Annotated in this window: 10 protein-coding genes; 8 read left to right on the forward strand and 2 right to left on the reverse strand. The window is 73.5% G+C overall.

From position 1 onward, the window contains the following. Window positions 1–48: 48 nt before the first annotated feature. Both ACIOC0_RS29815 and ACIOC0_RS29820 read left to right on the forward strand, forming a co-directional pair. Complete coding sequence (locus tag ACIOC0_RS29815; RefSeq protein ID WP_402158848.1) at window positions 49–2,094, forward strand: beta-galactosidase; 2,046 nt, start codon at window positions 49–51, stop codon at window positions 2,092–2,094. 145 nt (window positions 2,095–2,239) lie between these two features. Further along, window positions 2,240–4,294: an RICIN domain-containing protein gene (locus tag ACIOC0_RS29820; protein WP_402158849.1), complete on the forward strand. Its 2,055-nt coding sequence runs from the start codon at window positions 2,240–2,242 to the stop codon at window positions 4,292–4,294. A gap of 74 nt (window positions 4,295–4,368) precedes the next feature. Here the strand turns inward: ACIOC0_RS29820 and ACIOC0_RS29825 are convergent, their stop codons facing one another. Together ACIOC0_RS29825 and ACIOC0_RS29830 are read right to left on the reverse strand one after the other, a co-directional pair. Then, window positions 4,369–5,973: a CHAD domain-containing protein gene (locus ACIOC0_RS29825; RefSeq protein WP_402158850.1), complete on the reverse strand. Its 1,605-nt coding sequence runs from the start codon at window positions 5,971–5,973 to the stop codon at window positions 4,369–4,371. Between the two features lie 61 nt (window positions 5,974–6,034). Further along, window positions 6,035–6,757: an FAD binding domain-containing protein gene (locus tag ACIOC0_RS29830; protein WP_402158851.1), complete on the reverse strand. Its 723-nt coding sequence runs from the start codon at window positions 6,755–6,757 to the stop codon at window positions 6,035–6,037. Window positions 6,758–7,165: 408 nt separating this feature from the next. Between ACIOC0_RS29830 and ACIOC0_RS29835 the strand changes: the two genes are divergently transcribed. Genes ACIOC0_RS29835 through ACIOC0_RS29860 form a run of 6 tightly spaced genes read left to right on the forward strand, consistent with a single transcriptional unit; the run spans window position 7,166 to window position 12,794 of the window. Next, window positions 7,166–8,152: a serine/threonine-protein kinase gene (locus ACIOC0_RS29835; RefSeq protein ID WP_402159067.1), complete on the forward strand. Its 987-nt coding sequence runs from the start codon at window positions 7,166–7,168 to the stop codon at window positions 8,150–8,152. Beyond that, window positions 8,142–8,600 carry a hypothetical protein gene (locus ACIOC0_RS29840; RefSeq protein WP_402158852.1) on the forward strand — a complete coding sequence of 153 codons (459 nt, stop codon included), beginning with the start codon at window positions 8,142–8,144 and terminating at the stop codon, window positions 8,598–8,600. Before ACIOC0_RS29835 ends, ACIOC0_RS29840 begins: the two co-directional genes overlap by 11 nt. After that, window positions 8,597–10,024 (forward strand): hypothetical protein, encoded by a 1,428-nt coding sequence (locus ACIOC0_RS29845; protein ID WP_402158853.1) that lies wholly within the window; start codon window positions 8,597–8,599, stop codon window positions 10,022–10,024. The genes ACIOC0_RS29840 and ACIOC0_RS29845 overlap by 4 nt, the downstream gene beginning before the upstream one ends. Before the next feature lie 48 nt (window positions 10,025–10,072). Next, window positions 10,073–10,837, forward strand: a complete 765-nt coding sequence (locus ACIOC0_RS29850; protein ID WP_352251144.1) for a VWA domain-containing protein — start codon at window positions 10,073–10,075, stop codon at window positions 10,835–10,837. Window positions 10,838–10,842: 5 nt separating this feature from the next. Further along, entirely contained in the window at window positions 10,843–11,622 is a 780-nt protein-coding gene (locus ACIOC0_RS29855) for a PP2C family serine/threonine-protein phosphatase (RefSeq protein ID WP_402158854.1), read from the forward strand. Then, on the forward strand, window positions 11,622–12,794 hold the full coding sequence (locus ACIOC0_RS29860; RefSeq protein WP_402158855.1) for a protein kinase: 1,173 nt from the start codon (window positions 11,622–11,624) through the stop codon (window positions 12,792–12,794). Before ACIOC0_RS29855 ends, ACIOC0_RS29860 begins: the two co-directional genes overlap by 1 nt. The last annotated feature ends 68 nt before the right edge of the window (window positions 12,795–12,862 follow it).

Below are 12,862 nucleotides of genomic sequence, written 5' to 3' on the forward strand. Positions count from 1 at the left end.
GCACGTCGGCCGCGCCGCCCCCGCGCACCCCCATCCGGAAGGACCGCCATGATCTCCACCCTCCAGTCCCGCATGCTGCGCGGGACGGACGGTGACCCCGCCCCGCGTCTGGCCTACGGCGCCGACTACAACCCCGAGCAGTGGCCCCGGGACGTGTGGGAGGAGGACGTCCGGCTGATGCGCGAGGCCGGCGTCACCGTCGTCTCCGTCGCGATCTTCTCCTGGGCGCGCCTTCAGCCGGGCCCCGAGGAGTGGGACTTCGGCTGGCTCGACGAGGTCATGGACCTGCTGCACGCGGGCGGCATCGGCGTCGACCTGGCCACCGCCACCGCCTCCCCGCCGCCGTGGCTGACCACCGCCCACCCGGAGATCCTGCCGGTGACGGCGAACGGCGAGACGCTGTGGCCGGGGGCGCGCCAGCACTGGCGGCCGACCTCGCCCGTCTTCCGCGAGCACGCCCTGCGCCTGGTCCGCGAGATGGCGAACCGCTACAAGGACCATCCGGCGCTGGTCGCCTGGCACGTCTCCAACGAGCTGGGCTGCCACAACGTCTACGACTTCTCCGACGACGCGGCCCGCGCCTTCCGGACCTGGCTGCGCGCCCGCTACGGCACCCTCGACGCCCTCAACCACGCCTGGGGGACGGCGTTCTGGTCGCAGCGCTACAGCGACTGGGAGCAGATCCTGCCGCCGCGGCTCGCCGCCTCGCACCCCAACCCGACCCAGCAGCTGGACTTCAAGCGGTTCTCCTCCGACGCGCTCAAGGACCATCTGCGCGCCGAGCGGGACATCCTCCGCGAGATCACCCCGGACGTGCCGGTCACCACCAACTTCATGGTGATGGGCGGCACCAAGGGCATGAACTACCCGGACTGGGCCGACGAGATCGACTTCGTCTCCAACGACCACTACGTCCACCCCGGCCCGCAGGACCGCGACGAGCTGTCCTTCTCCGCGAACCTGGTCAGCGGCATCGCGGGCGGCCGGCCCTGGTTCCTGATGGAGCACTCCACCAGCGCCGTCAACTGGCAGCACGTCAACGTGGCGAAGCGGCCCGGCGATCTGGCCCGCGACTCGCTGCTGCACGTGGCGCACGGCGCGGACGCGGTGTGCTTCTTCCAGTGGCGGCAGTCCGCGGCCGGCGCGGAGAAGTACCACTCGGCGATGGTTCCGCACGCCGGCCCCGACAGCGACCTCTTCCGCGCGGTGCGCGACCTCGGCACCACCCTGAAGTCCCTTGCCCCGGTGGCCGGTTCGGAGCGGGAGTCCGCCGCCGTCGGCATCCTCTACGACTGGGAGTCGTGGTGGGCGAGCGAGCAGGACTCCCACCCCACCGCGCTGCTCGACTACCGGCAGGAGGCGCTCGACTGGTACTCGGCGCTGCTCGCCCTCGGCGTCCGCGCCGACCTCGTCACCACCCGCGCCGACCTCTCCCGGCACCAGGTGCTGATCGCCCCCGTGCTGCACATGGTGCCCGCCGAGCTCGCCAAGGAGCTGACCCGGTACGCCGAGCAGGGCGGTCACCTCGTCACCACCTACTTCTCCGGCGTCGTCGACCAGAACGACCATGTCTGGCTGGGTGGTCACCCGGGCGCCCTGCGCGAGCTGCTCGGCATCCGCGTCGAGGAGTTCGGGCCGCTGCTCGACGGGCAGAGCGTGGAGCTGGACGACGGCGGCACCGGCACCCTGTGGACCGACCAGGTCGACGTCGCCGACGACGACACCGAGGTCCTCGTCCGCTACCGCACGGGCACGCACGCCGGCCGGCCCGCCGTCACCCGCCGGGTCACGGAGCGGGGCTCCGCCTCGTACGTCTCCACCCGCCTCGGCGTCGACGGGCTCGTCCCGCTGCTGCCGCGGCTGCTGGAGCCGGCCGGGGTGCGCAGCGAACTGCCGGCCGAGGTCCGCGGACGGGTCGAGCTGACCGTCCGCCGAAGCGCCTCGGAGCGCTTCCTGTTCCTGGTCAACCGCACCGACGCCGCAGTACCGGTGACCGGGCTGGACGGCGAGGTCCTGCTCGGCGCCCGCGACGAGGGCGGCGCGCTCGTCCTGGGGCCGCGCGAGGTCGCCGTACTGCGTCGGCCCGCCGGCTGAGCGCGAACGCGCCCGCACCACCCGCACCACCTCCCTGACTCCTCGGCGGGGGCACGGCCTCCGTGTCCGCGCCGGGGGCCATCCCCTCCCGCTCTGGCGGCGGGAGGGGCCCACGCCAGCGACCGCACCGCAGTTGGGAGCACAGATGGCACGCCGTATCCGCAGCAGACGGTCCCTCGGGGCCGCGGCACTGACCGCCCTGGCCACCGGGGCCGCCCTGCTCAGCGTCCCCGCGCAGGCCGAGGCCGCGTCCTCGGTCACCGTTCGGCCGGACCCGTCGTACCAGCAGGAGAAGTTCGAGGGCTGGGGCACCAGCCTGGTCTGGTTCGCCAACGCCACCGGCGACTACCCGCCGGCGATCCGCGAGAAGCTGGCGAAGCTCCTCTTCGACGACGACGGCCTCGCGCTGAACATCGCCCGCTACAACATCGGCGGCGGCAACGCCCCCGACGTCAGGGACTACCTGCGCGCCGGCGGCGCCGTCGAGGGCTGGTGGAAGGCCCCCGCGGGCACCACCCGCGAGGACACCGACTGGTGGAGCGCCGACGACCCGGCCGACTGGAACGCCGACGCCGACGCCACCCAGCGCTGGTGGGTGGACCGCATCAAGAAGGACATCACCCACTGGGAGACGTTCAGCAACTCGCCGCCCTGGTTCATGACCGTCAGCGGCTACGTCTCCGGCGGATTCGACTCGGGCGCCGACCAGTTGAAGGCCGAGTCGGTCGACGACTTCGCCGCCTACATGGCCGGCGCGACCAAGCGGCTGGAGCGGGCGCACGGCATCAAGGTCAAGACCGTCGACCCGTTCAACGAGCCGAACACCACCTACTGGGGCACCCGGCTGGGCGCGGACGGCCGGCCCGTCGGCGGCCGTCAGGAGGGCGCCCACATCGGGCCCGAGCTCCAGCAGAAGGTCCTCGCCGCGCTGGACCCGGCGCTGAAGAAGGTGAAGACCAACGCGCGGATCTCGGCCATGGACGAGACCAACCCGGGCATCTTCGCGCAGAACTGGAACTCCTACTCCCAGGCGTCGCGCGACCTGGTCGACCAGATGAACGTCCACACCTACGGCACCGGGCAGCGCACCACCGTGCGCGACCAGGCCAAGGCCGCCGACAAGACGCTGTGGATGAGCGAGGTCGAGGGCGACTGGGGCGACGGGCAGAGCTTCACCGACATGCGCCCGGGCCTCGGCCTGGCCCAGCAGATCGTCAACGACCTGCGTGAACTGGAGCCCAGCGCCTGGGTGTTCTGGCAGCCGGTCGAGGACTACGACAACATGAAGCCGGGCGGCGAGTCCGCCAAGGGCGGCAACTGGGGCTCCATCCAGCTCCCGTTCAGCTGCACCTCGAAGGACACGCTGCAGAGCTGCCCCATCCACACGAACACCAAGTTCGACACCGCCCGCAACTTCACCCACTTCATCAAGCCCGGCGACCGGCTGATCAAGGTCGACGACACCTCCAGCGCCGCCGCGGTGACCGCGGACGGCAAGGGCCTGTCGCTCGTCCACGTCAACAGCACCGCCGAGGCCCGCACGGTCACCATCGACCTGTCGAAGTTCCGCAAGATCAGGGACGGGGCGACCGTCACCCCGGTCGTCACCAGCGCCGACGGCAAGCTCCAGGAGAAGGCCCCGGTCGAGGTCAGCGACGGCAAGGCCTCCTTCACCGTTCCGGCCCAGTCGGTGACCTCCTTCGCCGTCACCGGCGTGTCCGACGCCGCGAAGGACGCCCCGGTGGTCCGCGAGGGCCACACCTACACCCTGACCGGCGTCCAGAGCGGCAAGGCGGTCACCGTCGCGCCCGACGGCGCCTCCCTGGTCATCGGCACGGCCAACGGCTCCGCCGCGCAGCAGTGGCAGCTGGACGCCCGCTACGGCGCCACCGACGGCGCCCGCCAGCGGTACGTGTTCGCCAACCCGGCGCAGGGCAAGCGCCTCGCCGTCCGGGGCAACGTGCCGGTGGTGGAGCCCGACACCGGCGTGCGCGACGCGGCCACCGAGTGGATCCTGTCCACCACCGGCGACGGCACCTGGACGCTGGTGAACCCGGCGAGCAGCCGTGTCCTCGAGGTCGGCGGGCAGGCCACCGCCGAGGGCGCCGCGGTCACCACCTGGCAGCCAAACTCCGGCGCCAACCAGCGCTGGAAGGTGACGGACGTGACCGCTTCGGCGAAGGGAACGAACGCGCCCTGACCCACGCGCCCGCAGCGCCCTGAACGACCCGCGCCCGCACCGTGTCCTCACGGGCGGGCGCGGTCGTGGGCGGGTCAGGCCTTGCGCGGGCGGGCGCGGGCCGCCGCCCGCCACAGCTTCGGCAGGCTCTCCTCGCGGGCCTCCGCCGAGGCCTGCTCCCGGCCGTACAGCAGGCCCCAGGTGAAGCCGGGTTCACCGGCGGCGTGGGCGGCCACCGCGTGGCGGCGCAGGGCGTCGCGCGCGACCACGCTGTCATGGTGGTCGCCGAGCGCCTTCTGCACCGACTTGACGCTCTTGCTCAGGCGCTTCGCCGGCTTGCCGAGGGCGGGGCGGGCCACCTCGGCGGCGTAGCGCAGGCGCTTGGCCTTCTTGCGGGCCTCGTGGAGCGCGGCGTCGCGTTCGGGGCCCGCGGGCGTGCGCAGCGCCCGGTCGACCCGGTCCGCGAGCCGGTCGAACTCCTTGCCGAGCGCCTCGGGCAGCACCTTCGCCGCCTTCTTGGAGGCCCCGGCCCGCAGGGGCGGGTCGGCGACGATCCGGTCCAGCGCGTCGAGGAGGGCGAGGTACCGGGATGAGGACAGGGCGGCGAGGCTGCGTTCGCGGGCTTCGGCGGCCTTCGTGACGTCCCAGGCCTGGAGACGGGCGGAGACGGGGCCGAGGACCAGTTCGCCGGGCAGCCGGTCCACGCCGTCGCGCAGCCGCTGGGCGAGGACCTCCTGGTCGCGCTCGGCGCCCAGCTCGACGCCGAGCCATCGCAGGTCGGCCCGGACGGGGTCGGTGACCTCGCGGTCGACGAGGGAGCGGTAGGAGCGCAGGCAGCTGCGCAGCCGGCGGCAGGCGACCCGCATCCGGTGCACCGAGTCCGGCAGGCCGCGCCGTACCGCCGGGTCGAGGTCGACGAGGGCGCGGACCTGCTCGGTGAGGTAGGCGTGGAACTCCGCGCCGGCGGTGCCCGGGCGGGGGCCGGAGGCGGGGCGGGGCGCGCTCGCCTCGCCGGAGGCGCCGGCCGCGGTGTCGCTCAGCGCGCGGGCCAGTTTGGACGCGGACCCGGAGCGGGTGAAGCCCTCGGCGCCGAGTGCGTTCTCCACGCGGTCCAGCAGGGCGGGGTCGCCGTGACCGGGGGCCAGTTCGACTTCGAGTTCCGCCCAGGAGGCGTGGCCGCCCTCCGGGCGCAGCGAGTCGGCGTCCACCCGGTCCAGGGCGACCTCCGCGAGGACCGTGCCGTCGGCGTCGACGAGGTCGCGCACGCTGCGCCTGGAGCGGATGCGTACCACGGGCTGGAGGCGGGCGCCGCGGGTCCGGGACAGCGCCAGTTCGCGCAGCCGCTCGGGGACGCCGTCCTGAAGGGGGGCGCGGATCTCCTTCCGGTCGTCGCCGGGCAGCGGCAGCTTGAGGTGCCAGCCGGCGTCGGGGCCGCCCGTGCGGCGGCGCAGGGTCGCGGCGGAGCGGGCCAGCCGCAGGTCTGCGGTGTCGTAGTACACCGCGTCCAGGTCGTGCGCGCCGCCGTCGACGAGCGAGAGGCCGGGGCTTTCGGCCGTGACAGCCCGCTTCTTGCCCTTGTCCTTGCCCTTGGTCTTGCCGTCGGCGCCCTTGCCCTCACGTGACAGGGCGGCCAGCGTCGGGAAGCCGCCGGTGTCCGGCACCTCGTACTTTCGTTCTGTCTCCCGCGTCGACTGCGTCATGTCTCCCCGGTAGACACAATGGACGAAATCAAACCTCGCCGGCCGGGACGCGGGGCCGGGCTCAGGCCTTCTGCGGGCGGGTGAGGATGTCGGTGACCTGGTCGCTCAGTGCCGCCCAGGCGAGCGGGTCCAAGGCGCCCAGGTCCGTGTGGCGCAGGGCGGTGACGGTGTCCTCGGGTGTGGAGTCGCAGGCGGTGGTCTCGCTCAGCACCTCGTAGCCGTCGCGGACGGCGACCCGCAGGCGTCGTCCGCCTTCGGCGTCGGCGTGCACGGCGGCCGCCACGACGAACGGCGGCGGGCCGCCCGCCTCGCCGGCGAGCTTGCGGTAGCCGCTGACCGAGGGCTCGTCCCACTTGAGGTCCAGCAGGAGGGGCCGCTTGGCCACGACCTCGGCGAGGTCGGTCTCGTACACCCGGTCGGGTTCCAGCACGGTGGCCCGGGCGTCCAGGACGAGCGCCGCGGGCAGCAGACAGCGCAGGGTGCTGCCGACGATGTTGCCGCCGACCGTCGCCGTCCGCCGCACGGCCCCGGTGCCCACCGTGGCCGCGGCCCCGCGCAGCACCTCCGGCACGTCCTCGCCGATCCGGCTCAGCACCACCGCCGCGCCCAACATCCCCCGCCCGACCACGTTGGCCTCCGGCACCTCGCGCAGCGACATGGCCTGCTGCGGGAAGCCGTCCCGCTGCCAGGTCGCCCACACGAGGGAGGCCCCGCCTATCGGCATGGCCCCGGCCGCCAGGAACTCCTGGGCTTCGGACACGGAGGTGGGAAGACGCAACCACACGACGACCGACCTGCCTTCCCTGTACGTCGGCGGCCGCGCACCCGGTGTGTGACCGCCGCTTGATCGCGGACGGAGGAATTCTCCCCGGGCGGCCGGGGGCGCATACAGGGCTCACCCCTCGATTCATGCGCCCCTGGGCGGTGTTGCCTGTTCCAGGCCTGCCCGGAGGGGGCTGTCGCGTCCCCGGCGAGTGCGCTCCCCCGCACCCCCGCACGCCCCCCTCTCCCTTTCCTTCTTTTCGTATCGCGGGGGTGTCGATTCGGCCAACGCCGCTACGGTGGATCGGTATTCACCACCCCGCCCGTCAATTCACGTCCGGCGACGCGGAATTTAGGTGTGAACACATTTCGGGGGGACCGAACATCCTTGGACCAGAGAACGATTCCGACGCGTGTCGGGCCGTACCAGGTGGCGCGATTCCTCGGCCAGGGCGGCATGGGTTCCGTATATCTGGCGCACAGTCCGGGCGGCCGGCCGGTGGCCGTGAAAGTGGTCCGTCCCGAACTCGCCAGGCAGCCCCTTTTCCGTAAGCGCTTCGCACGTGAGGTGGCCGCCGCCCGGGCGGTCAACGGCGCGTACACCGCGCCGGTGGTGAACGCCGACACCGACTGCGACGAGCCCTGGCTGGCCACCGTCTTCGTCTCCGGCCCCTCCCTGTGGGAGACCGTCCGGGCGAACGGCCCGCTCACCGCCCGGGAGACGAGGCGGCTGGGGGCCGGACTGGCCGAGGCGCTGCTCGACATCCACGCCGCCGGGATCGTCCACCGCGACCTCAAACCGCACAACGTGCTGATGGACACGGCCGGTCCACGGGTCATCGACTTCGGCATCGCCCATGTGCCGGCCCTTCCCTCGCTCACCGATCCCGGCGCCGTCCTGGGCACCCCGCATTTCATGTCCCCGGAGCAGATCACCGGCAAAGGGCTGACCCCCGCGAGCGACGTCTTCGCCCTCGGGCTGGTCCTCGCCTTCGCAGCCGGCGAGCGCAGTCCTTTCGGGGCGGGGAGCAACGCCGAACTGCTGTACCGCATCGTGAACGCCCCGCCCGACGTGCGGTCGCTGCCGGACGGGCTGCGCACCCTGGTCACCACCTGTCTGGCCAAGCGCCCGGCGCAACGGCCCACCCCGGCCGAGCTCCTCGACGCGCTCGGCCGCCGCTCCGACGACCCCGGCGCCCCGGCCGGCGTCCGCTCTCCGTCGGCGCCGCCTCCGCCGCCCTCGGCGCCCCCGGGAGCGCTGTCCGAGACGATCCCCGCGGCGGGGCCGTGCGCCCCGACGCTGTGGCAGCCGCAGCCCCAGCACGACGACCTGGACCTCGCCCGCAACGCGCACGCCGTGCTGGCGGACGGGCTGACGGACGCCCTGCTCCTGGAGGCGGCCGGCCATGTCTGCTGAGCCCGACGCCCGCACCGCCCCCCTTCTCCTCGACGCCGAGTGGAGCCGCCTGGCCGCCGGCTGGGCCGCGGCGAGCGGGATGGACGTACGCGAGGAGCCCACGCACATGACCCTCAGCATGACCCGCCGCCCGGCGGGAGCCGACGAGCTGGAGGTCCGCCTGACCACCTCCCGTCGCTTCCTGGTGGCGTTCATGACCAACGGCCGCGGCCTGGCCCCGGGCGAGCTGGCGCGCGGCGCCGCCGCGGCCAACGCCTGGAACACCGAGCAGCTGACGCCGACCCTGTCCGTGTGGAACGTCCGCGGCACACGGCCGCACCTGGGAGGCGTGTGCACCCTGCCCCTGTCGTGCCGGCTGAGCCAGGAGGACTTCGACGCCGTCGCGTCCGGCTGGATCGACCAGGCCGTGACCATGTTCGCCCGATGCCGCGAGGTCTTCCGCCTGTGACGCGTCCCGCACCCACGCCGCGCCCCTCCTGCAGCACGCCCGAGGGCCGATCCCGCCGCACGCCGCCGCGCCGCTCCCGCCCGGCCCCGCGCCGAGGGCGGGCCCGGTTCGTCGTCCGCCGGCTGCTGCTGTGCGCCGCTCTGCTCGTCCCGTCGCTTCTCCTCGGCCTCGCGACGCGGTCCGGCGCGATGCAGCCGGAGCCTCCGCCGCCGTCCGTCACCGCGACCACCCGCGCGGCGACCGGATGCGCCCACACCGACTTCACCCGGTCGATGCGGTGCTGGGGGAACGCCGCCGCCGGCGGTGAACGCTCCATCGTCGTCACCGTCTCCGCGCCCCAGTCCCTGGGCGGGGAGCCCGGTCTCGACGCCGTCGCGGACGCGGTCGAGAAGCTGCGGGACAAACTCGTCGTGATCGTGCCCGACGGCGTCGGCACCGGCTCCGGCGGCACTCTCCTGCTCGCCCTCGCTTCGCACCGGATCGTCGGCGAGCACAGCTCGATCAGCCCGCTGAGCGTGTCCGAACACCGGCGTCTGACGGAACTCAACGGCTGCCCGCCCGACCGTTTCTGCGACACCGTCCGCAGCGTGACCCGCAGCGGCGGCGACCTGGTACGGCGCGGGCTGGCCCAGGACGCTCGCACCTCCCTGTTCACCGCGGGACCGGCGCGTTCCACCGCCCCCGCCGATTCCGGCGCGAACCCGGCGGACGGCGGCGGGGCCGGCGGCGTGCCCCCTACGGACGTGGAGGCGCAGGACGACGCGTCGGGCGACTCCTTCGCCGTGCTCCTCGTCATCGGCGCGGTCCTCCTCTGCCTGGTCACCACGCTGGGCCTCATGGTCCGCAGGACCGGAGGCGCGACGGAGGCGGCGCACCGCCGCCGGTCGCCGACCCCGTCGGCCTCCCGTCGGGAGCCGACCTCGCGACGGCGGCAGTTCACCGCCCGTCCGGGACGGACCGCACGGCCACCGGAGACGCCCCCGGGCCGGGAGCCGACCGCACGGGCACCGGAGACGAGCGCCCGCGCGCAACGGTCCGCACCGCGACCGGAATCCGCCCACCCGGCCCCGCACCGGCTGCCGACGACCGTCCCGGACACGCCGACGGCGGCAGCGGGGCGTCCCACCGCACAACAGCCCCGAGTGCAAAGGGCGATGACACCGCAGGCGGTGACGCCGCGGTCCGCCGAACTGCCCACGATGCCCGGCCCGACCGCCGCGTACCGGTCCGGCGTGGTCCGCACCGTCCTGCGGCCGCAGGGCTACGTGGACGTCGACGGCCTGCTGTACCGGGCCGGTTGGGGCGGCCCGGGCGAACCCCCGCCGCCCGGACGGCCGGTGCGCGTCGTCCGGGACGGCGCCGACGGACTGACCGCGCATCCCGCCGCGCACGACGACGATCTGATGCGCACCACGTCTGACTGAACGTCAGCACCCGCACCCCCGGCGACAGCGACCCACAGAGGTACTTCCATGCACGACGAGCGTTCGCGCAGTGTTCCGCTCTACTACGACGACATCGTGCCGGACGGCAACGCCCAGCGGCAGCCGCTGGTGCTGTGCCTGGACACCTCGATGTCCATGGCCGACGCGCCCATCACGATGCTCAACAGCGCGTTGCAGGAATGGGTCCGCGATCTGAGCACCGACGTCAACCTCGCCCACAGTGTCGAGGTCGCCCTCATCACCTTCGGCGGGCGTGAGGTGTGCGCCTGGCGGGGCGCCACCGTGCTGCCCGACGCGGCCGACCCGGACGCCTTCGTCGCGGCGCACTCGTTCCGCCCCCCGCTGCTCCAGGCCGGCGGCGTCACCCTGATGACGGACGCCCTGCGCACCGCCGTACGGCTGGTGGCGGCCCGGAAGTCGGCGCTGCGGCAGGCCGGTCACCAGTACTACCGCCCGCAGATCTGCCTGATCACCGACGGCCAGCCCACCACGAGAGAGGGGCACCTCACCGACGACTGGAAGGAGGTGGTGCCGCTCCTCGCCGAACAGCAACGGCGCAAGAAGTTCCGGCTGTTCGCGATCGGCGTCGGCGGGATCACCCCGCGCGGCGAGGAGGTGCTGCGGGCCATCGCGCCCAAGTACTACGCCCGGCTCCAGGGATTCCCCTTCCGCCAGGTGCTCCAGATGATGTCGGCGAGCGCCGGCGCGCAGGACAAGGGGGACGGCGAGGAGATCTACGAGAAGATCTTCGCCCGTTTCACCAGTCAGCGGTCCGCGTGGAACAACGGGTGAGCGGCATGACGTACTCCCCGGAGTGGCGGCTGCACGGGCTGAGCGTGCCCGGCCACCGGCACCGCAGCGACAACCTCCCCTGCCAGGACGCCTTCGTCTGCCACCAGACCGGCCCCGACACCTTCCTGCTCGCCGTGGCGGACGGGGCCGGCAGCCGCCCGATGTCCCGTGAGGGCGCACGACTGGCCGTGAGCCTCGCCCCGTCGGCGTTCCTGGCCACGCCCTCGCTGCCCAGGGAGCCCGACTACGTGCGCCCGTTCCTGCGGGACCGGTTCAGGCGCCTGCGGGCCGATTTCCTTCAGTCCGCCGGGCCGCGGCACGACGACTACGCGACCACCCTGACCGTCGTCGTGCGCACCCGGCACTGGCTCGGCTACCTCAGCGTCGGCGACGGGTTCGCGATGCTGCGCGCCGGGACCTCCGACGGGCAGCCCCTGTTCCATCTGCTGCCCCAGCCGGCCCCGGTCAGCGAGTACAGCAACGAGGCCTTCTTCGTGACCTCCGACGACGCCGCCGAACGGCTGGAGACGGCCTGCGTCCTCGACGACGGCATCACCGGGATCCTGCTGTCGACCGACGGGCTCACCCAGGCCGCCGTGGAGTCCCCCGGCAACGACAACCGGCGCGCGAAGCACACCTTCGTCTCCAAGGTGCTCGGGGCGATGGAGCGGCCGGACGTCCCCGCCGACGAGGAGGAGGCCGAACTGACCCGGCTGCTGCACTCACGGCGGCTGGCCGCGGACAACGCCGACGACAAGACCCTCGTCAGGGCGGTCAGAAGCTGATGGACCAGGTCTACATCGAAGGTGAGCCCACCCCGCTGGAGGAGGAGCCGCTCGCCAGCGGCGGGCAGGCCGCCGTCCACGCGGTCGTCGGCCGGCCGGAGCGGGTGGTGAAGATCTACCACGAGCCGCCCGGCCCGGAGCAGCAGCGCAGGCTGGCCGGCATGATCCGGATGTCGCCGCTGACCGGCCGGGCCACCGACGGCCGTCAGGCCCCCGAACTGGCCTGGCCGGCGGCGCTCGTCCGGGACGCCGAGGGCGCCGTCGTGGGGTACGCCATGCAGCGCTTCGCCCAGCCGGCGCACGTGCCGCTCGCGGCGCTGTTCGACCGGCGCAGCAGGGCCGAGTGGTTCCGTCCGGAGCTCGACTGGCGCTTCCTGCTGGGCGTCGCCTGGAACCTCGCCTATCTGACGGTCCGGCTGCACAGCGAGGGCATCGTCGTCGGCGACTTCTCCGCCCGGAACATCGTCGTCGACCGGGACGGTTTCGTGACGTTCCTGGACTGCGACTCGATGTCCTTCGACGACCCCGAGGACGGCACCCACTACCCGTCGGAGATGCACACGCCCGCCTACAGCGCCCCGGAGCGCTTCACCCGGGGCACGGCCTCGCGGGCCAGCGACAGCTTCGCCCTGTCGGTCTGCGTGTTCCAGCTGCTCACCGGCGGCACCCATCCGTTCGCCGGCCACCTCAAGGACGCCGGCTCCGAGAGCGTGTCGATGCGCAGCCGCATCTCCGGCGGCGTCTCGTACGTCAACCAGCCCGAACGGGTCGTCGTGCCGCGCGGCACGGTGCGGCCGGGGGTCCTTCCGCCCGCCCTGTTCGACCTCGCCCGGCGGACCTTCGGCACGGGGCCGTCGGACCCGGCGGCCCGGCCCACCGCGATCGAGTGGTTCGAGGCCCTGGAGAGCACCCGGAGCGCGGTGTCGTCCTGCGCCGTGCGCACCCATCACACCTACGCCTCCCACCTCATCACGTGCCCGTGGTGCGAGCGGCTCGCGCAGCGCCATCCCGACCTGTTCGACTCGGCCCCCGTTGCGCTGCCCCCGCCTCCGCCCGCCCCGCCGGCGCCGGCGCTGCCGCCGCCCGCGGGGCCGGACGCCTCGACGGCCGTCCTGTTGTGGTCGCTTCTCGCGCTCTTCGTCCTGTGCGTGCTGGTGCTGGCCCTCGCGTGAGAACGCGCGCGCGGACGCGGACCCGGCCACCGCTCGAACGCCGTTGTGCGGAAAACCCGTTGCGGCGG

The sequence above is a fragment of the Streptomyces sp. NPDC088254 genome (assembly GCF_044740925.1).
GTDB lineage: Bacteria > Actinomycetota > Actinomycetes > Streptomycetales > Streptomycetaceae > Streptomyces.

Coding starts and splice junctions, on each gene's coding strand:
- ACIOC0_RS29815 (WP_402158848.1), top strand. CDS start 49: ATGATCTCCACCCTCCAGTCCCGCATGCTGCGCGGGACGGACGGTGAC.
- ACIOC0_RS29825 (WP_402158850.1), bottom strand. CDS start 5,973: ATGACGCAGTCGACGCGGGAGACAGAACGAAAGTACGAGGTGCCGGAC.
- ACIOC0_RS29820 (WP_402158849.1), top strand. CDS start 2,240: ATGGCACGCCGTATCCGCAGCAGACGGTCCCTCGGGGCCGCGGCACTG.
- ACIOC0_RS29850 (WP_352251144.1), top strand. CDS start 10,073: ATGCACGACGAGCGTTCGCGCAGTGTTCCGCTCTACTACGACGACATC.
- ACIOC0_RS29860 (WP_402158855.1), top strand. CDS start 11,622: ATGGACCAGGTCTACATCGAAGGTGAGCCCACCCCGCTGGAGGAGGAG.
- ACIOC0_RS29855 (WP_402158854.1), top strand. CDS start 10,843: ATGACGTACTCCCCGGAGTGGCGGCTGCACGGGCTGAGCGTGCCCGGC.
- ACIOC0_RS29840 (WP_402158852.1), top strand. CDS start 8,142: ATGTCTGCTGAGCCCGACGCCCGCACCGCCCCCCTTCTCCTCGACGCC.